The following is a 23,752-nucleotide window of genomic DNA, read 5'->3' as shown; positions in this document are numbered from 1 at the left end:
GTCGTCACGATTCTGTAGCGACAGTTAACGGAAGGGAACGAGGACACGAATAATCGAGCAGGTCGCTCGAGGAGTTGTTCATGTTCGATTCACCTTCCCGGTTCACCGTCGCCGCCGACGACGGTGTGCCACTCGCCGCATATGTGGATGGTCCGGCCGATGCCGAGCTCACCGTCGTGTTCGTGCACGGCCACTGTCAGGACTCGGCGTGCTGGACCGGCGTCGGCGAGCGACTGGGCGCGCCTGCGGTCAGAACCGTGCGCTACGACCAGCGCGGACACGGCCGTTCCGGCATCGGTGATGTCGAGTCGTTCACGTTCGACCAGCTGGCCCGCGACCTCGACGCCGTCCTTCGCACGCTCGTGCCGCGCGGCCCGGTAGTGCTGGCCGGTTACTCGATGGGCGGCATGGTGTCGCTGGCCTATGCACGACTCCAGCCTGCGACGATCGGGCCCCGGATCGTGGGATTCGCGCTGGTGTCGACGGCCGCGGGTGGGCTCGCCGACGATGGGGTCGGCCGGTATCTGAGACATCCCGCCACGTCGTTCCTGCATCGCGCGGTGGCACGTGCACCGCGGACCATGGAGCGCTCGAAGCGGGCCGGCGGCGCCGTGTGCACGATGCTCGGGCGACGACGTTCCGAGGATTCGTGGCTGCGCATGCTCGGCGTGGTGCTCGCGAACGAGACGTCCGTCGTCACCTGGTCGCGGCTGCTCGCGGCGTTCGCGGTGCTCGACGAATACGACGCGATCGGGGCACTCGCGGCAGTGCCCGTCGTGGTGGCAGCGGGAACCGCCGACCGTTTCGTGCCGATCACCCACTCGGAAGCGATCGTCTCGCACCTCCCGGGCGCCGAACTGGTCCGGATCCCCGGCGCAGGACACCGCGTGCTCTCCGAAAGCGCAGACGCGGTCGCGGGAGCAGTCGGCCGGTTGCTCACACGTGTGCGCGACGGTGCGCTCGCCCCGGCGGGTTGATCCGGACACGGCGACCGAAGATCAGCGCCGCACACATCAGCACCGCGGCAGCGGCGAAACACGCACCGAATCCGATGTGCGGAGCGGCGAGCGCGATGACGAACGGCACCGCGAAACCGAGATAGATCAGGCAGTAGAAGACTGCCACGCTCTGGGCCAACTCGTCGGCAGGTGCGATGTGCTCCACTGCGACGAGGCCTGAGATGAGCAGGATGCCGTAGCCTGCGCCGAGGAGAACAGCTGCGGCGACGATCACCACGACCGACCACGGCCCGTCGGTGTATGCGGTACCGGCGCCCGCGGCGAATCCCAGGACGCCGATCCCGACCCCGAGCCGCACACCGAGGGTCTCGTCATGTCGGGCCATGCGCCGCGCCCACGGCTGGATCAGGGCGCCGGTGAGCAAGGTCAGCGCGGCGATCATGCCGGTGAATGCGATGGACACCTCGCTCACGCTGTCGGATACGAGCGGCGGCAGAGTGACGAATGAGACTGTGGCGCAGCCGAACACCCATGGGGCCCACGGCATCACACCCCACCGGAACCGCGGGTTCGACAAGATGGACAGCCGCCACGAACCCTGCTCGGTTCGGGGCACGTGGCCATCGGGGACCGGCCACACCAACACCAGAGCCACTGCCATCAGCGCGATGTGCACGACATAGGTCAGCACCTCGGGCGCCGGCAGCCACTGTGCGATGAGCCCGGCGAACAATGCTCCGCATCCGAATCCCGCCGACAGTGACACCGCGGCGCGCCGCGCACCCACGCCGGGGCCCGCGTCGACGCTCAGTTCCTTCATCCAGGCGGTGCCCGCGCCGAACGCCATCCCCGATGCAAGGCCGGCGAGGACCCGGCCCAGATACAGCAACAGCGGTAACTCGGCGCCGAGAAGCAGTACCACCGACGACACGATGCTCACCGGGACCATCGCGAGGATCACCGGACGCCTGCCGATCCGATCGGCGACCCGGCCGAAGTACAGCAGCGCGGGAATCAGCCCCAGGATGTAAGAGCCGAGCATGGCGGTGAACGACCCGCTGCCGAGACCGAGATGCTCGCGGTAGACGAGTTGCATGGGGGCGAACTGATTGGCGCCCCAGCTCACCGCGAACACAGCGAACGACAGACGGGCCCACGGCGCAAACATGGACCGATCCTGTCAGGTGTGCCCACACATCGGCGTATCAACTCTTCACAGCCTGGCGTGCGCGATCCTGTGGACACTGAACGTTGGCGAGCCCACCGACCCACACCTAGCGTTCACGTCCATCGGAGCGAAGGAGGACTCGTGGAGACGAACGGTCGTGTGAGGACGGGTACCTGGGTCGGTGCGGACGCACACGCGATTGCGCGTGCGGTGCACCGGCGAGAAGTCTCGGCGCGCGCGGTCGTGGAGGAGCATCTCGCGCACATCGACGACGGAAATCCGCAGCTGAACGCGATCGTCACCGTCGCGACCGAGCAGGCCCGCCGCGCCGCGGATGTGCTCGACGACCGGCTCGCGTGCGGCGAGCCACCGGGTCCGCTGGCCGGGGTCCCGTTCACCGTGAAAGATCTCGTCACCACGGCGGGTCTTCGCACCACCGCCGGGTCGCGGGCTCTCGCCGATAATGTGCCCGGCGTCGACGCACCTGCGGTGGCGGCGATGAAGGCAGCAGGGGCGATCCTGATCGGGAAGACGAACACACCGGAGTTCGGCACGTCCGGCCTCACCGACAACGAGCTGTTCGGACCTACGGTGAATCCCCTCGGAACCGCTGATCTGCCTCGATCGCCGGGCGGTTCGAGCGGCGGGGAAGCGGCTGCGATCGCCTCGGGTATGAGCGTGCTCGGGCTGGGCACGGACTTCGGCGGGTCTGTGCGCTGGCCCGCGCACTGCACAGGCCTGGCGTCGATCCGGCCCACGGCAGGCCGGGTCTGCGCCGACGGTCAGTATCCCGGGGTGGTCGCCGGTGATCACCTGCTGGCGAATCCCGTCACCGTGCACGGCGCGCTCCAGACCATCGGTCCGATGGCGCGCAGCCTCAACGAGGCTGCCCTCGTCCTGCGGGTGGTCTCGGAGCCGCACATCGCGTGGGTCGATCCGGCCTCCGTGGATGTGGATCGGCTGGACCTCACGTGGGCGCCCGGTGAAGGAACCGTGCCGGTCGCGGCGGACATCGTCGCGGCCGTGACGGAGGTGGCGGGCAGGCTCGGTGCGCGCCGCTACGGAGGGTCGGCGCTCGGTGAGGGCAACGGCCTGTTCGGACGACTGCGGGCAACTCAGACGCACGCCGACATCATCGCGTCGTCCGCGCCGGACATGTTCGGCGCGAGCATCCGGCAGATGCTGTCCGCGGCACGCGCCGAGTCCAGTGCCGAGGTCGAGGAGCTGTGGGTCACCCGCACCCGGTTCGTGCAGCGGTTGCTCGCCGAGATGGGGGATCTTCTGGTGCTTCCGGTTGCGTCCATCGGCGCTCCGCTTCTCGGGTGCGATCGGTTCGATGTGGATGGGCGTTCCCTCACCTGGCAGGAGGCGTTGGCGAGTTGCCGCACTATCAGTGTCGCGGGATTTCCGTCGTTGGTGGTGCCGGTGGGAGAGACGGGCGACGGCATGCCGATCGGCGTGCAGCTCGTCGCCCGCCCGTTCCACGAACACGTCGCGCTGGCCGTGGCAGCGCGGCTGTGCCGGGTCGCCCGGGTCAGATGACCCCCGCCCGGTGCAATCCGTCGAGTTCGGCTTCGCCGACACCGAATTCGGCGAGTACCGCGTCGGTGTCCTGACCGAGGACCATCGGCGGCGCATTCCGAATCGGCAGTGTTTCGGAATCGACCCAGAACGGCCCGCGCAACAGCGGCAGATCGTTGCCGTCGGGCGTGGTCACCGTCTGCACCATGTCCAGCGCCTGCACCTGTGGATCGGCGAAGGCTTGGTCGATCGAATGAACTGGACCGCAGGGAATTCCGGCCGACCGCATCGCCGTCACCCATTCGGCCGCCGACCTGTGTGACAGTAGTTCGAGCAGTTCCTTGGTGAGCCTGTCGCGGTGTTCGAGGCGGGATACGCCGGTGGCGTAGTCGGGTCGCTCCGCAAGCTCGGGGTCGCCGAGGACGGCGCACAGTGCTTCCCAATGCTTGTCGGAACCGGTCGCGATGATGATCGGGTAGTCGGCGGTGTCGAAGCAGCCGTACGGGGTGATGGTCGGGTGGGTGTTCCCGTTGGGTTCGGAAACCCTTCCCGTGCTGAGATAGTCCTGCGCTTGGAAAGTCATGATCGACAAGGCCGATTCGATCAGAGATGTCTGCACGTGGTGGCCCTCACCGTCGCGTGACCGGGCGACGAGTGCGGCGGTGATACCCAGTGCCGCATAGATTCCCGAGACCGTGTCGATGATGGGCACGCCGACGCGCATGGGTGTGTTGTCGCCGCCGCCGGTCACGGACATGAGACCGGACATCCCTTGCGCGACCTGGTCGAGGCCCGGTGCGAATCGGTCGGGCCCGGTGGGGCCGAAACCGCTGACACTCATCACGATGACGCCGGGGTTGTCGCGCCGCAGTGTGTCCTGGTCCAGTCCCATTGCGGCGAGCACCCCGGGCCGGAAGTTCTCGACGATGACGTCCACATCGGAAGCCATGCGGTGCAGCAGTTTCCGACCTTCGTCTGTGCGCATGTCGAGCGCGACAGACCGTTTGCTCCGGTTCACCGATGCGAAATAGAGGCTGTCGGAGCCGTCGAACGGAGGCCACTGGCGCGAGCTGTCGCCCCCGCCGATGGATTCGACCTTGATGATGTCGGCGCCGAAGTCGGCGAGCAGTGAGGTGCACAGCGGTCCGGCGAGGGCTCGGGACAGATCGAGAACGCGGACACCGTGGAGTAGAGGCTTCATCGTCACGACGATGGTCCAGTGGGGTACCACACCGCGACGGCGACAATGTACAAGTGGATGCCCATGATTTCGGCGTATTCTGTGGCTGGTGCTCCCCGGTCTCACGTCTGACGTCGGTGTCGGCCACCCCTGTGGGTGTCGGTGTTGACGGCGCTGTCTCGGGAATCTATGGTCATGGTCTCGCGCCCGCGGGATGAACGACTGGCAGGTGAACGGGTGTTGCTGTGACGGTGCGGAAGATGAAAGCCTCCCCGAAAGCCGACTCGGGCTGCTCTCATCACGCGATCGTCGCCCCGACTCCGTTCGTCGACGTCGTTGCGTCGGGACTTCTGGATGCGCCGGCGGTGATCGCGGGAGACGTGGCAACCGCCCGCGACGTCACCGGCATCGCCGTGATGATGCTTCCGGAGATAGGCCCGTGGTTGCGTCCGAACCAGCTTCTCGTCACCTCGACCACCGTGCTCCGGCGCCTTGGAGGAACGATCGGCGATTTCACGGCGCGGTTGGCGCGGAACGAGATCGCCGGTCTCGTCGTGCGGCTCGACGAAGGCTGCGCGCTTCCGGACGGCATCGCGGACGCTGTCGCCTTTCCGATCGTGACGACCCCCGGCGACATCGTTGCCGGCCACGAGCTCGCACACGGTCTCGCGGAGATGGCGAAAACGCAGGTCGACTCGGTCTTGAGAGCCGATCATCTACGCCGTGGGTTGCTCGAGATCGTGATGGCGGGCGGGGGACACAAAGCACTCGCCGACGGTGTCGCGCAGAGCCTCGGCGGAGCAGTGCTCATCACCACCCCGGATGGTCGGCAGACCTGCCGTTCCGGGACGGACGCGGATTTCTGCTGGCTGGCGTCGACTGCGGCGCTCGACCCGACGGGCCGGGTCCGCACCGATTCCCTCGACGGCGGGCTCGGGTTGCATCGCTTCGACGACGAGTACGTGGCGATCGCAGCGATCTCGGCGAACGGCATCGACCATGGCCGACTCGTACTGTTCTGTCCGGGGCGCACTCTCACGAGTGCGGACCTGTACCTCGTCGAGCAGGCCGCGACGGTGTGTGCGCTCGTGGTGAGTAGGGAACTGGCAGTGTCGGCGGTCGAGGAGAAGCACCGCGCCAACTTCGTCCGCGACCTGTTGCGCGGGCGCGGTGGCGATCCCGAGCAGGTCATCGTGCATGCGCAGATGTTCGGTTGGAATCTCGACCGGCCCATGGTGGTCGTTGCTGTCGAGCCGGACGTCGTCGACGACGATGCGCCGCCTGCGCCCGCGCGCCTGCCTGTCGTCGAGCGGCAGGCGAGGGCGTTCGTCGGTGCCGTTGCGGGGCGTGACCCCGGAGCCGCCGTGACAGCGCTCGCGACCGAGATCGTGATCATCATGGGCGAGGGGAGCGACACCATGACACTCGTGCACGAACTCGTCGCGCAGGTGCGAGGTGCCGGGGGCGGTGGACGCCGTCCGTTCGGAGTGGGGGTGTCGAGGGCGGCGTCCTCGACGGCCGACCTTCCGGCGCTCTACGGCCAGGCCAGAACCGCACTCGAAGTGGGGCGCAAGATATCCGGGGCATGGGCGGTCACGCACTTCGACGACCTCGGTGTGTACCGGCTGCTCAGTCTCGTCGAGGACACCGATGAACTCGAGTCGTTCGCGAGGGAGACGCTCAAGGAGCTCACCGACGACACCGCGGAAGCCCAGGACATGCGACGCACCCTCGAAGTGCTGCTCGCGACGAATATCAACATCGCAGAAACCGCGCGCCAGTTACATTTTCATTACAACACGTTACGATACCGGGTCGCGAAGCTCGAGAAGATGCTCGGCCTGTTCACCGCGCATCCAGAGTTGCGTCTCGACCTCTCACTCGCTCTCAAGATCATCGCCATGCGCGGGATCAATTCCTAATATTGCCAATATCTGCCCTCCCGCACTGGCAGATTGTTCCCACCCTGGAACGCCCCCTCTCAATTAACGTTTCCGCCTATCCGGGTGCATGTGTGAGCGGCAACACAACCGTAACAATCCACGTCGACTCTCTTGGCACCACACTCTCTTCCTGAAAGGTCCGCCATGGCCATATGGACGTTGCACGGAGACGGAAAGACCATCGAACCGGGGGAGGTGGTCGCGCCGAACGAACGGTTGACCTGGGGCCGCACCATCGGACTCGGTGGTCAGCACGTGGTGTCGATGTTCGGGGCCACCTTCGTCTTCCCGATCATCATGGGGCTCAATCCCCAGCTTGCGGTGATGCTTTCAGGATTCTGCACGCTGTTCTTCCTGCTCGTCGTCAAAGGGCGGATCCCCAGCTATCTCGGAACCTCGGCGGCATTCGTCGGTGGCATTGCCGCAATCCATGCGCAGGGCGGTACCAGCGCGGAGGTGACGGGCGCGATCATGGTGTCGGGCCTCGTCCTCGCGGCCATCGGCGTGGCGATCCACTTCCTCGGTGGGTCGGTGGTCTTCAAGGTGCTGCCACCCGTCGTCACGGGTGCGGTCGTCATGCTGATCGGATTCAATCTCGCCCCCGTGGTGGCCGGCACCTACTGGCCGCAGGATCAGTGGGTAGCGCTGATCGTCATGGTGGTGCTCGTCGTCTCCAGCGTCGTACTCCGCGGATTCCTCGGCCGGGTCGCGATCTTCCTGTCGCTGCTGTTCGGTTACGCGCTCTCGTGGGTCCTCGACCTGGTCACCGGACCGATCACGTCGTACGACGCCACCGCCGGTGCCGTCACCGAGCATTTCCGCGTCAACTGGGATGGTGTGGCGTCGGCGTCGTGGGTCGGCCTGCCGCCGTTCACCGACGAGGCGAACGGAATCGTCGGCATCCATGCGCCGTCGTTCAGTCTCACGTTCATCGTGCTTGTGCTCCCCGGAGTGATCGCCCTCATCGCGGAGAACGCCGGTCACGTCAAGGCCGTCGCCGAGATCACCAAGACCGACCTCGACCCGATGATGGGACGCGCCCTCGCGGCGGATGGCTTCGCCACCGCGATGGCGACAGGTGTCGGTGGTTCGCCCACCACCACGTACGCGGAGAACATCGGAGTCATGGCAGCGACGAAGGTGTACTCGACCGCGGCGTACGCCGCCGCCGGTGTGATCGCGATGCTGCTCGGCTTCTCCCCGAAGTTCGGTGCCGTGATCTCGGCTACTCCCGGAGGTGTGCTCGGTGGAATCACCGTCGTCCTCTACGGAATCATCGGCCTTCTCGGCGCCAAGATCTGGAAGGAGAACGGCGTCGATTTCGGCAATCCGCTCAACCTCATGCCGGTCGCGGCGGGCCTGATCATCGCGATCGGCGACACCTCGCTGCGCTTCACCGACACCTTCTCGCTCAGCGGTATCGCGCTCGGCACCATCGTCGTCATCGTTCTCTACCACGTGTGTCGAGTAATCGCCCCGAAGGACGGCGCAGGTCCCGCCGGCGGTAGTGGCGAAGCGGATCGTGAACCCGACACCGACCCCGACGGGGGAACCACCCGGGAGCGGGTGGAACAGCCGGCGTGACGCCGATTACTTTTGACAGAGAATGGACGTGAGCGTTGTCACTTCTTCACCAATCAACGATTGCACGATGCGGGCAGGATCTACAGAATGAAACCGTCGCCACTCACCTATCACCGGCCCCGGTCGATCGACGAGGCCTGCGAGATGCTTGCGCGGGTCACCCCTGAGGGCAAGGTGCTCGCCGGTGGTCAGTCGCTGGTACCGCTGCTGTCGATGCGGCTCGCCGCGCCGGCACACGTCGTGGACATCGGATCGATACCGCGGTTCGACGCGGTGACGGCGTCGCCGGAGCTGGGGGTCACCTTCGATGCCCTGGTCACGCACAGCGCACTGGAAGCAGACGCATCGGCGGCGACGGTGCAGCCGCTCCTGGGCCGGGCGCTGCGCCTGGTGGCGCACCCGACCATTCGCAACCGCGGCACCACGGTGGGGTCGATCGTCCACGCCGACCCCTCCGCGGAGATGCCCGCCGTGCTGGCGTTGCTCGGTGGCACACTCACGGCGCGATCGGTGCGTGGGGTACGGGAGATCAGGGCCGACGGGTTGTTCGCCGGTCCGCTCGAATCCACTCTCGGGCCCGACGAGATCGCGACGAGTGTCACGGTGCCACCGGCCCGGCCCGGTGTCGGCACCGCAATCGACGAAATTGCCCGCCGTCACGGCGATTACGCACTCGTGGGTGTGGTAGCACAGGTGGAGGTCGAGGACGGCTTCGTCGTGGGCGCTCGGATGACCTACGTGTCCGCAGGTGAGCTCGGGCAGGTCGTCGATTACAGCGACACCCTGCGCGGAGCATCGGCAACCGACGACCGCGACCCCCTGTGGCAGCAACTCGCAGAGATCGCACGCGAGAACGTCGAGACCGACGCCGACATCCACGCCACCGCCCGCTACCGGTCACAACTGGTCGCGGCACTGACAGGGCGAGTCGGTTTCGCCGCCGCACAGGACGCCGCACACGACGGGACGCGGATGCCGATGCCGACAGGAGGACGATCATGACGAGCACGATGCCGCGAGGCGCAAGGGGGCGCGCGCCGGTACGCACCCTCGACGAGCAGGTGAACGACCTGGAGGCCGAGACCGGCGAGCAGCACGTGGCGGTGACCTTCACACTGAATGCGGTGACACAGACGGTCGTGCTGCCGTCCCGAACGCTCGCCTCGGACGCGATCCGGCACCATCTGCGACAGACCGGCACCCATGTCGGATGCGAGCACGGCGTGTGCGGTGCATGCACAGTGCTGCTCGACGGCAAACCTGTCCGATCCTGCCTCGTCCTCGCCGCGAGTCTCGAAGGACGTTCGGTGACGACGGTCGAGGGTCTCGTCGAACCCGACGGCACACTGCACCCTGTGCAGCAGGCCTTCGTCGACTGCCACGGTCTGCAATGCGGTTTCTGCACACCGGGTTTCGTCACCACGATCGCCGCCTATCTGGAGGAGAATCCCTCGCCCACCCGTGAAGAAGCGACCGAGGCGATTGCGGGCAACCTCTGCCGGTGCACGGGGTACCAGAACATCCGCGCCGCAGTCCTCCGTGCCGCCGAGATCACCCGGGAACGCGCCGGGGGATCACCGCTCGGGCCCGACGACGAAGCGGCGCGCGCCTCGCTCGACGGCAAAGTCCGCGGCACCACCCATCCGGTGGATGGAAAGGCGGGACCCGTATGAACGCCACCACTTCCCATGTTGCGAGCACCGCAGCGGACCTCCTGGCCGACAAGGACGGTAAGTCGTTCGGAAAGCCCATCCCGCGTAGTGAGGACCGCCGTCTTCTCAGCGGCCAGGGCCGCTACCTCGACGACCTGGGGCAAGGCGCGCTCATCGCGGCTTTCGTCCGGTCACCGCACGCCCACGCCCGCATCACCGGCATCGATATCGACGCCGCCCTCGACGTGGCCGGTGTCCACGCGATCTACACATACGACGATCTCGTCGACGACACCCCGGAGATGGCGGAAAATCTGCCACTGCTGATTCCGCATCCGGCGATCACCGCTCCCCGCAACGGATATCCGCTCGCGAAGGACGAAGTGAACCACGTCGGTGAAGCCATCGCGATGGTCGTCGCCGACAACCGGTACATCGCGGAGGACGCATGCGCCCTCATCGACGTCACCTACGAGACGCTGCCCGAGGTGGTGGGCATCGACGTGTCCCGCCGGGCCGAGCACAGCGTCCACCCCGATGTGCCCGACAACGTCGCCGCACACCTGCAGCACGGTTTCGGGGACGTCGACGCCGAACTCGCGGCTGCGCCACACCGCCTCACGCTGAATCTCGAGATCGAGCGGTCGGCGTCGATGCCGATGGAGGGCAAGGGCGTCTACGCGCGCTGGGACGACGACGAGAAGGCCCTCACGTTCTGGACCTCCACGCAGACCTCCACCTCCGCGCGTGCCGCGATCGCCGCGAGGCTCGGATTGGCTCACAACAAGGTGCACTGCATAGCCCCCGACGTCGGCGGCGGCTTCGGTGTGAAGATCGTGCACCCGTGGCCCGAAGAAGTGATGGTGACGTGGGCAGCTCGCAGGCTCGGGCAGGCCGGCATCTCCGACGAGGTCAAATGGGTCGAAGACCGGCGTGAACACTTCATCTCGAGCGCGCACGAACGCGGGCAGGTTCACGAGGTGACCATCGGGTTCGACGACGAGGGCCGGCTTCTGGCCTTCGACTTCTCCCTCTGGCACGACAACGGCGCCTACCTGCCGTACGGCATCATCGTCATCCTCAATACCTCCACTCAGGTTCTCGGCCCGTACAAGCCGAAATCGTTCCGGGTGGACGCCTATTCGCTGTACACCAACACTGTCATCGTCACGCCCTACCGTGGTGCGGGCCGGCCGCAGGGGGTGTTCGCGATGGAACGGTCGATGGATGCGATCGCGAAGTACCTCGGCAAGGACGTCATCGCGGTACGGGAGGCGAACCTCATCCGGCCAGAGGAGATGCCGTACGACTTCCATCTCACCTTCCAGGACGGCCGCCCGCTCATCTACGACACCGGCGACTACCAGGCCGGCATCGACAAGCTCAAGGAACTCATCGACTGGGACGGCTTCGCCGAGTACAAGAAACAGGCGAAGGCCGACGGACGTACCGTCGGCATCGGTATCGGCGCGTACGTCGAAGGCACCGGACCCGGCCCGTACGAAGGCGCGCACGTGCTCGTCGAGACCTCCGGAAAGATCAAGGCGGCAACCGGCCTGACGACCCAGGGCCAGGGGCATCAGACGTCGTTCGCGCAGATCGTCGCCGACGATCTCGGGGTCCCTGTGTCCGATGTCGAGATCGTCACCGGTGACACCCGCCGGTTCGGCTACGCCGTGGGCACTTTCGCCTCGCGCGGCGCGGTCATGTCCGGATCGGCCTTCCACGTCGCGGCACAGATGGTGGCGGAGAAGGCGAAGAAGATCGCCGCCGAACACCTGCACGTCGACCCGGCAACCTTGGAACTGCGCGGCGGACACGTCTGTGTCGCCGGCACCGAACCCGGCGCGGAGGGGACGTCGATTCCGCTCGGAGTGGTCGCCGTGCTCTCCAACCCGCTGCGGTACGCGTTCGACGATGCATCCCGGCAAGCAACGGGGTTCGCCAAGGCCGACACCGACATGACGGTGCCGCCCGTCCCCGAAGGGGAGCAGCCGGGACTCGAGGCCACCGGCTACTACTCGCCGCCCACATCGACCTTCGCGTCCGGTGTCCATGCGGCAATCGTCGAAACCGACCCCGTGACCGCGGAGATCCACGTGCGGAAGTACGCGGTGGTGCACGACTGCGGCAACGTGATCAACCCGCGGATCGTCGAAGGTCAGGTGATGGGCGCGGTGGCCCAGGGCATCGGGGGTGCGCTGTACGAGCGGATCGTCTACGACGAGCACGGTCAGATGCTCAACGCGTCGTACATGGACTTCCTGATGCCGTTCGTCACCGAGATGCCCGACTCCCTCGAGATGGACCACACCGTGACTCCGTCCGCACTCAACCCCCTAGGTATGAAGGGCGCCGGCGAGGCGGGCGTGATACCGACGTCGGCCGTCATCGCCGCCGCGATCGAGGACGCAGAGGGCATCCCGATCACGTCCATGCCGATTTCCCCCTCGGAGTTGTTCGAGCTGCGTCTGACCCACGCGGCGACCCGAAGCAAGGAGAACGAATGAGAATCGCCGGTACTGCACAACTGCTGGCACCGCCGGATGTCGTGTACGACAGCCTGCAGGACGGCCGTGTCCTCGCGGCCACCATCCCGGGTGTGCAGTCGCTCGAACAGATCAGCGACAACCACTACAAGCTGTCGATCACCGCGGGCGTCGCGTCGATCAAGGGTACCTACGACGGCGAAGTGCTTCTGTCCCAGCAGAATCGGCCGGACTCGTTCGTGATGACCGCATCAGGCTCGGGAGCGCCGGGAACGGTGAAGGCCGACGTGACGGTCCGGCTCGAAGAACGTGACGGTGGCACGGTCCTCAGTTATGACGCCGACGCGGTCGTGGGCGGCATGGTGGGTGGCGTGGGCCAGCGGATGATCACCGGTGTCGCGAAAAAGATGGCCGGTGTGTTCTTCAACGGTATCGACGGGGTGATCGCGAACGGAATCCCGGAAGCCGTAACCCGAGAGACAGCTCCTACGGAGACGATTCCGGCCGCGGTTCCCGACGTGGCCGGGGCGTCGACGAGGCAGGTTCCCGCGGTTGCAGTGCCTGCGTGCACCGGCGGCGGTACGTCGGGCGTCACGGTGCTCACGTCCGTGGGGGTCGGTGCCGGCATCGCTCTCGCCGGTGTCGTCGTGGGCGCGATTCTCGCGCGCAGATAGCGGCCGGCCGGCACGAATACGACGACACCCTGGGTCTGTGGACCTGGGGTGTCGTTGCATCTGCGGCGGGAGGTACACGGCCCCCCAACCTGCGGCGGTGAGTTCGGCGATATGTGACAAAGAATCGGCGTCGCGCAGCGGGTGGAATATCACCAAGAGTCAGGCAGGAACCGGCGAAACGAACCCAGGAGGAAGTGTGGGATCCAGGAAGATTCGGGTCGGTATCGACACCGGCGGAACATTCACCGACATCGTGGCCGTGGACGACGAGTCCGGTGCGATCGTCACGACGAAGACCCCGTCCACCCCGTCGGACCCGGCGGTGGGCTTCCTCGCCGGCGTCGAGAAGGTGCTCGCGAAGCTCGGCGAGACCGGCGATGCGATCGGGGCCGTCAGTCACGGCACTACCGTTGCGACCAACAAACTGCTCGAAGGCAAGGTCGGACACCTCGGATTCATCACCACCGAGGGCTACGAGCACGTCCTCGAGATCGCGCGTCAGTCCGTTCCGGACGGCTACGGCAACTCCTACTTCTGGGTCAAGCCCGACCGCATCGTCCCGGCCGACCGGGTCCGCACGGTGGGTGGACGACTCAACTTCGAGGGCAAAGAGATTCGCCCGCTGAACGAGGACGATGTCCGCGCCGCGGCCCGGTTCTTCCGGGACAGCGAGGTACGCACCATCGGTGTGTGCCTGATGCACTCGTACGCGAACCCGGAACATGAGCGCCGCGTCCACGACATCCTGCTCGACGAGTACCCCGACGCGACCGTGAGTATCTCCAGTGAGGTGCTGCGCGAGTATCGGGAGTACGAGCGGTCCATCACGACGCTCGTCGACGCCTCGGTCAAACCCAACATCCGCAGCTACGTGAGCAACATTGCGAACCGTCTGCGAGAGTTCTCCTCGCTCGAGGGCGAATCGCGCGACATCCCGTTCTACGTGATGAAGTCGAACGGCGGCGTGCTGTCGGCGAAAGAGGTCGTCAATCAGCCGATCACGACGGTCCTGTCCGGGCCTGCGGCAGGTGCGCTCGGTGCCGCCCTGATCGCGGGCGTCGCGGGGGTCGACCAGGTGCTCACGTGCGACGGCGGCGGTACTTCGACCGACGTCACCGTGGTAGTCGGCGGCGAACCGGCGCTCACCACCGAGGGCCGAGTGGGCATGTACCCGTCGAAGATCCCGATGATCGATGTGGTCACCGTCGGAGCCGGCGGCGGCTCGATCGCGTGGATGACTCCGGAGGGCACCCTCCGTGTCGGACCGCAATCGGCCGGCGCCGACCCCGGTCCGCTGTGCTACGGCAAGGGCGGCGACGAGCCGACCATCACCGACGCGCACGTGTTGCTCGGCCGCATCCCGCCGCACCTGCTCGGTGGTGAGATCCCCCTTGACACCGAACTCGCCCGTAAAGGTGTCGAAGAACTCGCACGCCGACTGGGTCTCGAGTTCGAAGCGTGCGCCACGGGCATCCTCGAAGTCTCAGCGTGGAACCAGGCGAATGCGTTGCGGCAGGTCACCGTCAAACGAGGTCTCGACGTCCGAGACTTCACACTGGTCACCTTCGGGGGCTCCGGTTCGCTGCTCGCGTGCCGCCTCATCGACATCCTCGGTCTCAAGGATGTGCTCGTGCCGTCGAACCCCGGCAATGTCTCGGCGTTCGGCCTGCTCACCGTCGACGTCCGCAACGATTACGTGCAGACACATGTGAGCCGGCACGACCGGCTGCAGGTAGCGGAGCTGCAGTCCGGGCTGGACGCGCTGGCCGTGGAGGCCGAGCGCGCGCTCGCCGACGAAGGGTTCGCTCCCGACGAGCGTCGTTACGCGCGCTCCGCCGATCTGCGGTATCTCGGACAGGCATTCGAAGTGCGGGTTCCGCTCGGAGACGGGCCTGTCACCCAGGAACTGATGGACGAGGCGGCCGCGCGATTCCACGAGGCCCACCGCGAACTCTACGGCTACGACTTCTGCGGCGACCCGCATCAGCATGTGGAGTGGGTCAATCTCCGCGTGAGCGGTATCGGGCCGATCAAGCGTCCGGAACTGAAGCAGATCGCCGTTGGCCGCGGCGCCGACGTCGCTGTGACCGGCACCCGCGAGGCGTACTTCGACGAGTGGGTCACCACCCAGGTCTACGACCGCGCCCTGCTCGGCGCCGGCGACGAATTGGACGGTCCCGCAGTGATCGAGGAGTTCAGCTCCACCATTCCCGTCCACCCCGGTTTCCGCGCGCGCATCGATGCGTTCGGAAACATCCGCATCACCAAGACGTCCGACACGAACGGAGCGAACCGATGACCGCGATCCTCGATTCCGCCGCAGCGCAGGCGGCGAAGCCCTATCGGCTGACCGACGCCGACGGTGCCTCACCTGATCCGGTACTCGTGGAGATCGTGGCCGGTTACCTCGCAAGTGTCGAGATGGAAGTGGAGACCTCGATCTCGCGAACCTCGCGATCACCGATGATCCGAGATGCGCACGACTTCCGTGCGGGCATCCACGATCGGAACCTCCGCAAGCTCACGGGCCGTTCGTATTCGGCTCTTGTGCACCCGGTGGCGCGGGACTTCCCGCTCGACACCATGAAACCGGGAGACGTCTTCTTCCACAACGACGTGTACCTGTCCGAAGGCGGCATCGGCCACCTGCCGGACCTGTGCGTCACCGTGCCGGTCTTCGCGACCCGCTCCGGTGACACGGAGCCGAAGGTCGTGGCATTCGTGCAGGCGTTCGGTCACCACGACGATATCGGTGGTTGCTGTCCGGGATCGATGCCGTCGGGTGCCACCACAGTGTTCGAGGAGGGCCTGATGGTGCCGCCGATCAAGTTGTGGGACCAGGGTGTTCCCAACGAGGCGGCGCTGCGCATCATGACCCGTAACTCGCGGACACCCGACGCGCTGGCCGCAGACCTCGACGCCGAATGCTCGGCGTGCCTCATGGGTGCGCGTCGCCTCACGGAACTGTTCGAGCGGTACGGCGTGGAGACCGTCGAGTCCTGCTTCGACGCGATGATGGATGCCACGACGGAGACCTACCGGCGCGAGATCCTCAGCAAGATCCCGAGGGGTGAGTACACCTGGGAGGACTACGCCGAACACGACGGCGTGGACGAACCCATGCTGCACGTTCAGCGGATCACCCTGACGAAGACGGGCCCCGAGGACGAGGGCGGGGAACGCCTGATCCTCGACTTCACCGGCACCGGACCCCAGGCGAAGGGGCCGATCAATCATTGCGGTGACTACGCCGACGGCAACTTCCTCATCAAGTGGCTCGCCCCGATCCTCCGCAACCTGGCCGACACCCCGGAACGCATGGCCGAACTCGACGTCAACGAGGGTGTCGTGCCGTTGATCGAGATGAAGTTCCCCGAGAAGGGCACGCTCATCACACCGATCTTCCCGGCGCCCACCAACGCCCGCACGTTTGTGATCCTGCGGCTGCTCGGTGTGCTGGCCGGCGTGGTCGCGAAGGCCGTCGACGGCAACATGCCCGCCGATCAGGAGACGATCCGCTACACCGGTGTGTACGGCGAGGACTTCGAAGGCCACTCGTACCTCATGCGTGAGGTGCTGGGCGGTGGCTCCGGCGGACGCAACTATGCAGACGGTGAAGACACCATCCACGTGGTGCCCGACTCCCGCAATCTGCCGACGGAGTTCACCGAGAGCCGATTCCCGTTCATTGTCGAAAAGCTCGTTCTGGCTATCGATTCCGGCGGAGCCGGACGGTATCGCGGTGGTCTGGGATATGAGAAGCACATCCGGATGCTCAAGGATGCGCACTTCATGTCCATCGCCGACCGCTCCATCCTCGCGTGCTGGGGCGTCAAGGGCGGTAAGGCCGGGCGCTCGTTCTCCGTCGTCCTGAACCCGGGCACTGCCGAGGAGCGCGAATTCGACGCACTCACCGACGCCGAACCCATCAAGGCCGGCGAAGTGGTCCGGATCCGCACGACCGGTGGTGGCGGCTGGGGCGACCCGCTCGATCGGCCGGTCGACGAGGTCGTTCGGGATGTCCTGTGGCGCAAGGTGTCCGTCGAGGGTGCCCGCGACGATTACGGTGTCGTCCTGAAGGGCGGCGCGGTGGACAGCCCGGCTGCGGACACCGAAGCAACCGAGGCGTTGCGTGCCCGGATGCGAACGGGTCGCGCCGCGGAAGAGCCGTTCTTCGATCGTGGACCCGGATACGAAAGGCTTTCCGGAGGAGCGAAGTTCGCCGAGTACGACTTCATCGGGAACTGAGACCGTGGCTTCGGCACCTGCCTCCGGCGGCGATCTCGCAGTGATCGGCGCTGCGGGGAAGACGGGCACCGCACTCGTGTCGGCCCTCGCGGGGCGGTCGTCCGTCCGCCGGGTGGTGCATACCGCCCGGCGGACGGGCGATCGGGCCGTCGATCTCGAGACCGGCGCCGGTCTGATCGACGCACTGTCGGGATGTCGGGGCGTGTATTTCATCGCGCCCAACGTGCACCCCGACGAGCCGGCATTGCTGCGACGGGTTCTCGTCGCTGCCGTGGAGGCGGGTGTCGAACACGTCGTCTACCACTCCGTTGCGTGGCCGTACACACCCGAGATGCCCCATCATCTCGACAAGGCGCGTTGTGAGGACATGCTGCACACGTTCGGCGGTGTGCGGTGGACGGTGTTGCAACCCTGTGCGTACGCGGAGAACTTCGGTGCTGTACTCGACGGGTCGGTGGACACCCTCGAGGTGCCGTACGACCTCGACGCGCCGTTCTCGTTCGTTGCGCTCGCCGATGTCGCAGAAGCGGCGGCGCGCGTTCTGGTCGAGGGCGCCGCCGTCCATCACGGCGCCACCTACGAACTCGGCGGACCCGAGGCGATCGGTGTCCGGCAGCTGTGTGAGCAAGCGCTCCGCCCGATGAACCCGACCCGCATCTCGGTCGCCGAGTGGGAGGACCGGTACGCGCAGTCACTGAGCGGAGACGCCCGCACGCGTCTCGCAGCGATGTTCGATTTCTACGACCGCCACGGGTTCGTGGCCGGAAGTGCGCAGTTACGCGGGCTCCTGGGGCGTGCGCCCCTCGGCGTTGCCGAGCTGGTCCGTGCGATGTGAGGTTCTTCTCCGCTCGCGTCGTGTAGGAAAGGGCTGTGACGGATCACCACGCGAACGGCCGCTCTGCCGATGAGACCCTGCCCGCGTCCGTGCTGATCGCGGTCGACGAACCGACCGCTATCGGTGTGCTCACCCTCAACCGTCCGGAGCAGCGGAATCCGCTGTCGGTGGCAGCCATGCGCGAGGTCACGCTCGGGCTGAAGACGTTGTCGGCCGAACCCGCAGTTCGGGTGATCGTGATCCGGGCCGAGGGGCCGGTGTTCTCTGCCGGACACAATCTGCGGGAGATGATCGGTCGCACACTCGAGGAAGAGCGGGCCGTCTTCGATACGTGCACCGAGATGATGCAGACGGTGCAGTCGGTCCCGCAACCGGTGATCGCCTCGGTACAGGGCACGGCGGTCGCGGCCGGGTGCCAGCTGGTCGCGTCCTGCGATCTCGCGGTGTCGTCGTCGACCGCGGTGTTCGGTACTCCGGGCGTCAAGATCGGTCTGTTCTGCTCGACACCGATGGTTGCGGTGAGCCGCGCAATCGGACGCAAGCGCGCACTGCAGATGCTGCTCACCGGCGAGACGATCGACGCACACACCGCCGCGGACTGGGGTCTGGTGAACTTCGTCGTGGACCCGGAAGGACTGGAGACCGCGACGACGGAGCTGGCCTCGAAGATCGTCGGCGCCTCTCCTGCGACGTTGAAGATCGGCAAGGAAGCGTTCTACCAGCAGATCGACCTTCCTCAGGATCAGGCGTACGAGGCGATGGGCGAGACGATGGCCCAGAACGCGATGATCTGCGATGCACAGGAAGGCATGACGGCCTTCGTGGAGAAGCGGGCGCCGGTGTGGCAGGGCCGTTGAGGGATTTCCGGCCCCGCTCGACAGCTGGGTCTGGACCGATTGTTGGACGTCCTATAACCTCGTCGATATGAGCCCCGATCCCCGCTCGAGCACCGTCGATGCAATCGTCCGACGCTCTGCCGGACGCTTCCCTGATCGTGTCGCACTGCGGTTCGAGGACCGCACGGTCACCTACCGCGAACTCGACGATGCGGTGTCGCGCGCTGCTGCACACCTCCTGTCGCTCGGGCTCGGCCCGGGAGATCGCGTCGCCGCATACGGCACCAACTCCGACGCCTATGTCATCGGCTACCTGGCCGCGGCCCGGGCGGGCTTGGTGCACGTACCCATCAACTACGCCTTGCGCGGCGAGGAACTGAGCTACCTGCTCGGGCAGTCGGGTGCCCGGGCGATACTCGTCGACCCTGCCCTGCAGGCGAACGTCGATCAGGTGTTCCCGGACGTACCCGCCCGGATCGTCCTACGTCTGCGCGATACGGACGACTCGCTGCTCACACTCGCCTCCGCCGGGGATGTCCCCGTCGTCGAGGCCGACGTGGCCGACACCGATCTCGTGCAACTGCTCTACACATCCGGCACAACGTCGAAGCCCAAGGGCGCCATGATGACCCATCGTGCACTCGTGTTCGAGTACACGTCGTCGATCGTCGCGCTCGACCTCGCACCCGACGACAACCCGCTCATCTGCATGCCGCTGTACCACTCGGCGGCCATGCATGTGTTCATGCTCCCGTACCTGGCGATCGGGGCGACGATCCGCCTGCTGCCCGCACCCGACATCCCGGCGATCCTGCGCATCGTCGAGGAGGAGTCGGTCGGATCGCTCTTCCTCGCACCGACAGTGTGGGTGCCGCTCGCCAACCACCCGGATCTGGACACCCGCGACCTGTCGTCGCTGCGCAAGGCCCAGTACGGTGCGTCGATCATGCCGGTCACGGTGCTGAACCGGCTACGCGAACGTTATCCGGACCTGGCCTTCTACAACTGCTTCGGCCAGTCGGAGATCGGCCCCCTCGCGTGCGTACTACGACCCGAGGATCACGAGGCACGGCCGTCGTCGTGCGGCAAGGCGATCCTGTTCGTCGAAACCCGGGTCGTCGACACCGACGGCAACGACGTACCCGACGGTGAACCGGGTGAGGTGCTGTACCGGTCGCCGCAGCTGTGCCTCGGCTACTGGGAGAATCCGGAGGCCACCGCGGAAGCGTTCCGCGACGGCTGGTTCCACTCGGGCGACCTCGTCACGCGCGACACCGAGGGCTACATCACGGTGGTCGACCGCATCAAGGACGTCATCAACACCGGGGGCATCCTGGTGGCGTCCCGCGAGGTGGAAGACGCACTCTATCTGCACAGCGCGGTCGCCGAGGTCGCAGTGATCGGCACCCCGGACGAGAAATGGATCGAGGCCGTCACCGCGGTCGTGGTGCTCAAGGACGGACAGTCCACCACCGAGCGTGAGCTCATCGACCACGTCAAGCAGAGGCTTGCTCCGTTCAAGGTGCCCAAGGCGGTCCGATTCGTCGACACCCTGCCGCGGAACCAGAGCGGCAAGCTCCTCAAGCGTGAGCTGCGTTCGTAATAGTCCATCGCCTTCGGCCACAAAGATCGGAACAGTCCATGGTGAACAAGCATGTGCCCGCGTGGTACGACGACGAAGTGAGCGCCGTGCACGAACTCGCGAGCGACTTCTTCGCACGCGAGGTCATGGGACACGCCGAGAAGTGGGACGCGCAGCGTCGTATCGATCGCGAGGTGTGGTCGAAGGCAGGCGAGCTCGGCCTGCTGTTGTGCTCGGTGCCCGAGGAATACGGCGGCGGGGGAGGGACATTCGCGCACGACCTCGCGGTGTTCGAAGCGCAGGGGTACTCGGGCGACCTCGCATTCGGCGTCTCGGTGCACAGCGGCATCGTCGCGCACTACATCCTCGAGTACGGCACCGAAGAACAGAAGGGGGCGTGGCTGCCAGGGATGGCCACCGGCGAGATCCTCGGCGCGATCGGCATGACCGAGCCGACCGCCGGGTCCGACCTCAAGGCGATCAAGACCAGCGCGATTCGCGACGGCGACCACTACGTGGTCAACGGCAGCAAGACGTTCATCACGAACGGCTCGTCGGCCGACGTCATCGTCCTCGCCGTCAAGACGGATCCGAAGGCCGGTGCCAAGGGCGTGTCGCTGCTGATCGTCGATCTCCGCGACGCCCCAGGGTTTTCGGTGGGCCGTGTGCTCGACAAGGTCGGCCAGCATGCGGCCGACACCTCCGAATTGTCGTTCGTCGACGTCCGAGTACCCGTATCGAACTTGCTCGGCGAATCCGAAGGTCTCGGATTCGGTCAGCTCATGGCACAGCTCGTGCAGGAGCGACTCATCATCGGCGCGCAGGCCGCGGGTGCGATGGAACGCGCGGTCGAGGAAACCGTCCGCTACACCAAGGCGCGGGAGGCCTTCGGGCACAGCCTGTTCGAGTTCCAGAACACCGCATTCGAACTCGCCGAGTGCCAGACCATCGCGCGCACCAGCCGTGTATTCCTCGACTACTGCATCGAGAAGCACCTGCGAGGAGAGCTGGACGCGTCCGACGCCGCAATGGTCAAGTACTGGCTCACCGACAAGCAGTGCGAAGTGATCGACCGATGCGTGCAGTTGCACGGCGGATATGGGTACATGCGCGAGTACCTGATCGCGCGGATGTACGAGGACGCACGGGTTCAGCGGATCTACGCCGGCGCGAACGAAGTGATGAAATCCCTTATCGCACGGTCATTGTAGGGATCCGGAGAGTCACCCGTCGACAAATACATTCGGCTGGTCGTCGTGGACACCGGTGAACATTTCGATCGGGGTCAGGGGTCGCGAGGCCGCCGTGGGCATGATCCCCTCGCGGTGAGCGAGGTGGGTCATGCTCTCGAGTTGCCCGGAGTAGTCAGTGGGCTGATCGAGCATCCAGAGGATGCCCTCCGCTGCTTCGGAGCTCGGTGCGAAGTCGCTGTGGTCGACGTCCGGAAGGTTGGCCAGCGTGCCTTCCGATGCGACCGGGGAGTCGATGCGGAAGCAGTTTGCCGCGATGTTGTCTGCCGCGAGCTGGCGGGCGAGATCGACTGTCATCCGCTCGAGACCTACCTTGGCGATCCCGTAGGACATCAGACCCGGTACCGGTTTGAGGGCTGCCAGTGAGGACACGTTGAGAATGCGGCCCTCTCCGGCTGCACGCAGGTGCGGGACGGCGTGGCGGATTGCGATCAGCGGAGCGTCGAGGTCGATCGCCATCACGAGGTCGTGCCGACGCAACGGGATGTCGATGTCGCCGACGAACGTGACGCCCGCATTGTTGACGAGGACATCGAGCCGCCCGAGTTCCGCGACGGTCTGCTCGACCATGACACCGACCTGCTCGCGGTCCGACAGGTCCACCGGAACGGCGATCGCTGTACCTCCTCGGGCCCGGATCGTGTCGACGATGTCGTCGAGCGTGCCGGGGGTGCGGCGGGGGTTGTCTCGCGTGGACCGGGCGGCGCAGGCCACCGCGTAGCCGGCATCGGCCAGTGCGAGGGCCGCGGCCGCTCCGACGCCTCGGCTGGCTCCGGTAACGAGTGCAACCTGGCCAAGAACAGTATTCTCCATATGCAGAACTATACTTCCGAAGGCTGGTGAATCAAGGTCGCCGGCTTCCCTGGCCGGTCGAGGCCGAAATCGATGAAGAAGGTGGAGCCCCGATGCACATCGAACAAGGACAAGTCGCCGTGATCACCGGCGGAGCGAGTGGGATCGGGTACGGCCTCGCGGAAACCCTCGTGTCCCGAGGTGTCTCGGTGGTGATCTCCGATATTCGGTCGGACGGTCTGGTGGAAGCGGAATCCTCCCTGCAGAGCATGGGCGGTGAGGTCACGGCCGTGCTCGCGGATGTCGCTGACGAGTCCTCCGTTCGTGCGCTCGCCGAGCGGACGATGGAGGTGTACGGACGCGTCGACCTCGTCTGCAACAACGCGGGAACAGTGTGCCCGGCGGCGCCACTGTGGGAGCAGAGCGCGCAGACATGGCAGCGGATGATCGACGTCAAGGTGCGCGGTGTGATCCACGGAATCACGGCTTTCGCGCCACTGTTCCTCGAGCGGGGTACGGGCCATTTCCTCAACACCGCGTCGTCGGGCGGTCTTGCTCCGCTGTCCGGTCGCACGCCCTACACCGCGACGATGCACGCGGTCGTCGGATTGACCGAAACCCTCGATATCGAGCTGAAGGAGGCCGCTCCCGGGCTGGGTGCGACGGTGCTGTGCCCGGGCCTCGTCGACACTGCGCTCGGTGTGAACTCCGCTGCGCTCGGCGCGATCTCGTTACCCACCGGCGGTGCGCAGCGATCCATGCGCAGTATCGGCGGAGGCAATGTCCTCACACCTCGCGAAGTCGCGGAGTCCGCTCTCGCGGCGATCGAGGCGGGACGCGTTCACGCTGCGCCGGGAAGCGGTGTCGTGGAACGGGCACGTCGTCGCGTCGACGAATTGCTCGCCGACATCACCGTCGGCTAATGGGAGGTATCAAGCCTGGCCGATCCGGCAGACTTGATACCTGGTAGCCGCTGGTGGATGAGCACTCTCGTCGGCTGGACCCCGACCGAGTCCTGAGATCAGACCGTGCCTCCACC

General features: G+C 66.2%; 18 protein-coding genes. 15 read left to right on the top strand and 3 right to left on the bottom strand.

All coding sequences use genetic code 11. The features are described from left to right. Window positions 1-80: 80 nt before the first annotated feature. A complete protein-coding gene (locus tag Q7514_RS12500; protein ID WP_330133589.1) occupies window positions 81-977 on the top strand; it encodes an alpha/beta fold hydrolase in 897 nt (298 codons plus the stop codon). Here Q7514_RS12500 and Q7514_RS12495 read toward each other — a convergent pair. After that, complete coding sequence (locus Q7514_RS12495) at window positions 937-2,127, bottom strand: MFS transporter (RefSeq protein ID WP_330133588.1); 1,191 nt, start codon at window positions 2,125-2,127, stop codon at window positions 937-939. The genes Q7514_RS12500 and Q7514_RS12495 overlap by 41 nt on opposite strands. Before the next feature lie 159 nt (window positions 2,128-2,286). Here Q7514_RS12495 and Q7514_RS12490 point away from each other — a divergent pair, with 159 nt between their 5' ends. Further along, entirely contained in the window at window positions 2,287-3,669 is a 1,383-nt protein-coding gene (locus Q7514_RS12490) for an amidase (protein ID WP_330133921.1), read from the top strand. Here Q7514_RS12490 and Q7514_RS12485 read toward each other — a convergent pair. Beyond that, complete coding sequence (locus tag Q7514_RS12485) at window positions 3,662-4,849, bottom strand: CaiB/BaiF CoA transferase family protein (protein ID WP_330133587.1); 1,188 nt, start codon at window positions 4,847-4,849, stop codon at window positions 3,662-3,664. The genes Q7514_RS12490 and Q7514_RS12485 overlap by 8 nt on opposite strands. A 239-nt stretch (window positions 4,850-5,088) precedes the next feature. Here Q7514_RS12485 and Q7514_RS12480 point away from each other — a divergent pair, with 239 nt between their 5' ends. The 12 genes from Q7514_RS12480 (at window position 5,089) to Q7514_RS12425 (ending at window position 21,882) form a co-directional block, all read left to right on the top strand. Beyond that, window positions 5,089-6,750: a helix-turn-helix domain-containing protein gene (locus Q7514_RS12480; protein WP_330133586.1), complete on the top strand. Its 1,662-nt coding sequence runs from the start codon at window positions 5,089-5,091 to the stop codon at window positions 6,748-6,750. A gap of 165 nt (window positions 6,751-6,915) precedes the next feature. Continuing rightward, window positions 6,916-8,355: a uracil-xanthine permease family protein gene (locus Q7514_RS12475; protein WP_330133585.1), complete on the top strand. Its 1,440-nt coding sequence runs from the start codon at window positions 6,916-6,918 to the stop codon at window positions 8,353-8,355. A gap of 87 nt (window positions 8,356-8,442) precedes the next feature. Next, window positions 8,443-9,357, top strand: a complete 915-nt coding sequence (locus tag Q7514_RS12470) for an FAD binding domain-containing protein (RefSeq protein ID WP_330133584.1) — start codon at window positions 8,443-8,445, stop codon at window positions 9,355-9,357. A gap of 8 nt (window positions 9,358-9,365) precedes the next feature. Beyond that, on the top strand, window positions 9,366-10,028 hold the full coding sequence (locus Q7514_RS12465; RefSeq protein WP_408016088.1) for a (2Fe-2S)-binding protein: 663 nt from the start codon (window positions 9,366-9,368) through the stop codon (window positions 10,026-10,028). Further along, window positions 10,025-12,517: an aerobic carbon-monoxide dehydrogenase large subunit gene (gene cutA, locus Q7514_RS12460; protein ID WP_330133582.1), complete on the top strand. Its 2,493-nt coding sequence runs from the start codon at window positions 10,025-10,027 to the stop codon at window positions 12,515-12,517. The genes Q7514_RS12465 and cutA overlap by 4 nt, the downstream gene beginning before the upstream one ends. Then, window positions 12,514-13,170: an SRPBCC family protein gene (locus tag Q7514_RS12455; protein ID WP_330133581.1), complete on the top strand. Its 657-nt coding sequence runs from the start codon at window positions 12,514-12,516 to the stop codon at window positions 13,168-13,170. The genes cutA and Q7514_RS12455 overlap by 4 nt, the downstream gene beginning before the upstream one ends. A 196-nt stretch (window positions 13,171-13,366) precedes the next feature. Continuing rightward, a complete protein-coding gene (locus tag Q7514_RS12450) occupies window positions 13,367-15,469 on the top strand; it encodes a hydantoinase/oxoprolinase family protein (protein ID WP_330133580.1) in 2,103 nt (700 codons plus the stop codon). After that, window positions 15,466-17,418 (top strand): hydantoinase B/oxoprolinase family protein, encoded by a 1,953-nt coding sequence (locus tag Q7514_RS12445; protein ID WP_330133579.1) that lies wholly within the window; start codon window positions 15,466-15,468, stop codon window positions 17,416-17,418. Before Q7514_RS12450 ends, Q7514_RS12445 begins: the two co-directional genes overlap by 4 nt. 4 nt (window positions 17,419-17,422) lie before the next feature. Beyond that, the gene (locus tag Q7514_RS12440) at window positions 17,423-18,253 is read left to right on the top strand and encodes an SDR family oxidoreductase (protein WP_330133578.1); all 831 of its coding nucleotides are present in this window, start codon (window positions 17,423-17,425) and stop codon (window positions 18,251-18,253) included. Window positions 18,254-18,330: 77 nt separating this feature from the next. Continuing rightward, a complete protein-coding gene (locus Q7514_RS12435; RefSeq protein ID WP_330133920.1) occupies window positions 18,331-19,110 on the top strand; it encodes an enoyl-CoA hydratase in 780 nt (259 codons plus the stop codon). A 67-nt stretch (window positions 19,111-19,177) separates the two neighbouring features. After that, window positions 19,178-20,692, top strand: a complete 1,515-nt coding sequence (locus Q7514_RS12430) for an acyl-CoA synthetase (RefSeq protein WP_330133577.1) — start codon at window positions 19,178-19,180, stop codon at window positions 20,690-20,692. Window positions 20,693-20,730: 38 nt separating this feature from the next. Continuing rightward, window positions 20,731-21,882: an acyl-CoA dehydrogenase family protein gene (locus Q7514_RS12425; RefSeq protein ID WP_330133576.1), complete on the top strand. Its 1,152-nt coding sequence runs from the start codon at window positions 20,731-20,733 to the stop codon at window positions 21,880-21,882. A gap of 12 nt (window positions 21,883-21,894) precedes the next feature. Here Q7514_RS12425 and Q7514_RS12420 read toward each other — a convergent pair whose 3' ends face one another. Continuing rightward, a complete protein-coding gene (locus Q7514_RS12420; RefSeq protein WP_330133575.1) occupies window positions 21,895-22,734 on the bottom strand; it encodes an SDR family NAD(P)-dependent oxidoreductase in 840 nt (279 codons plus the stop codon). A 92-nt stretch (window positions 22,735-22,826) separates the two neighbouring features. Between Q7514_RS12420 and Q7514_RS12415 the strand changes: the two genes are divergently transcribed. Next, a complete protein-coding gene (locus tag Q7514_RS12415; RefSeq protein WP_330133574.1) occupies window positions 22,827-23,636 on the top strand; it encodes an SDR family oxidoreductase in 810 nt (269 codons plus the stop codon). The last annotated feature ends 116 nt before the right edge of the window (window positions 23,637-23,752 follow it).

The sequence above is a fragment of the Rhodococcus artemisiae genome, assembly GCF_036327795.1.
GTDB classification, from domain to species: Bacteria; Actinomycetota; Actinomycetes; order Mycobacteriales; family Mycobacteriaceae; genus Rhodococcus; species Rhodococcus artemisiae.
The sequence above is the reverse complement of the archived record's forward strand: the minus strand, read 5'-3'. Positions and strand labels throughout refer to the sequence as shown.

Excerpts from the sequence above, each read along its gene's own strand:
- Q7514_RS12500 (WP_330133589.1), top strand. The coding sequence starts at position 81 with ATGTTCGATTCACCTTCCCGGTTCACCGTCGCCGCCGACGACGGTGTG.
- Q7514_RS12495 (WP_330133588.1), bottom strand. The coding sequence starts at position 2,127 with ATGTTTGCGCCGTGGGCCCGTCTGTCGTTCGCTGTGTTCGCGGTGAGC.
- Q7514_RS12485 (WP_330133587.1), bottom strand. The coding sequence starts at position 4,849 with ATGAAGCCTCTACTCCACGGTGTCCGCGTTCTCGATCTGTCCCGAGCC.
- Q7514_RS12480 (WP_330133586.1), top strand. The coding sequence starts at position 5,089 with ATGAAAGCCTCCCCGAAAGCCGACTCGGGCTGCTCTCATCACGCGATC.
- Q7514_RS12475 (WP_330133585.1), top strand. The coding sequence starts at position 6,916 with ATGGCCATATGGACGTTGCACGGAGACGGAAAGACCATCGAACCGGGG.
- Q7514_RS12470 (WP_330133584.1), top strand. The coding sequence starts at position 8,443 with ATGAAACCGTCGCCACTCACCTATCACCGGCCCCGGTCGATCGACGAG.
- Q7514_RS12465 (WP_408016088.1), top strand. The coding sequence starts at position 9,366 with ATGCCGCGAGGCGCAAGGGGGCGCGCGCCGGTACGCACCCTCGACGAG.
- cutA (WP_330133582.1), top strand. The coding sequence starts at position 10,025 with ATGAACGCCACCACTTCCCATGTTGCGAGCACCGCAGCGGACCTCCTG.
- Q7514_RS12455 (WP_330133581.1), top strand. The coding sequence starts at position 12,514 with ATGAGAATCGCCGGTACTGCACAACTGCTGGCACCGCCGGATGTCGTG.
- Q7514_RS12445 (WP_330133579.1), top strand. The coding sequence starts at position 15,466 with ATGACCGCGATCCTCGATTCCGCCGCAGCGCAGGCGGCGAAGCCCTAT.
- Q7514_RS12430 (WP_330133577.1), top strand. The coding sequence starts at position 19,178 with ATGAGCCCCGATCCCCGCTCGAGCACCGTCGATGCAATCGTCCGACGC.
- Q7514_RS12425 (WP_330133576.1), top strand. The coding sequence starts at position 20,731 with ATGGTGAACAAGCATGTGCCCGCGTGGTACGACGACGAAGTGAGCGCC.
- Q7514_RS12420 (WP_330133575.1), bottom strand. The coding sequence starts at position 22,734 with ATGGAGAATACTGTTCTTGGCCAGGTTGCACTCGTTACCGGAGCCAGC.
- Q7514_RS12415 (WP_330133574.1), top strand. The coding sequence starts at position 22,827 with ATGCACATCGAACAAGGACAAGTCGCCGTGATCACCGGCGGAGCGAGT.